The following is a 268-nucleotide window of genomic DNA, read 5'->3' on the forward strand; positions in this document are numbered from 1 at the left end:
TACCGAGGTCACCACCTAGGCTCATTAATAAGAACTTGCTGTATTCCAGAATATCAGTAACGCGCCATCCCGTTGCTTTCAATGATTCTGGTAAAATGCTTTTACCCATTAACGCAGTAATAATTAGGAGTAAAATACCCCCCGTCATTAATACCCCAGTTGCAGAGTAACCCTTTATTATATAGCGCCCAACTCCAACGGCGACCAATACGCCTATTAAGAGCTCGATTATGTGTTTCTCCTGCCCGTCTCATTTTGGAATTATTGG

1 pseudogene is annotated in these 268 nt (G+C 42.5%); it reads right to left on the reverse strand.

The window, feature by feature from the left end:
- Positions 1-232, reverse strand: a pseudogene (gene dcuC, locus ACNQ0T_RS24335) (anaerobic C4-dicarboxylate transporter DcuC); the annotation flags it as partial.
- Between the last annotated feature and the right edge of the window lie 36 nt (positions 233-268).

Source organism: Enterobacter cloacae complex sp.6700776, from assembly GCF_048284255.1.
Classification (GTDB): Bacteria; Pseudomonadota; Gammaproteobacteria; order Enterobacterales; family Enterobacteriaceae; genus Enterobacter; species Enterobacter intestinihominis.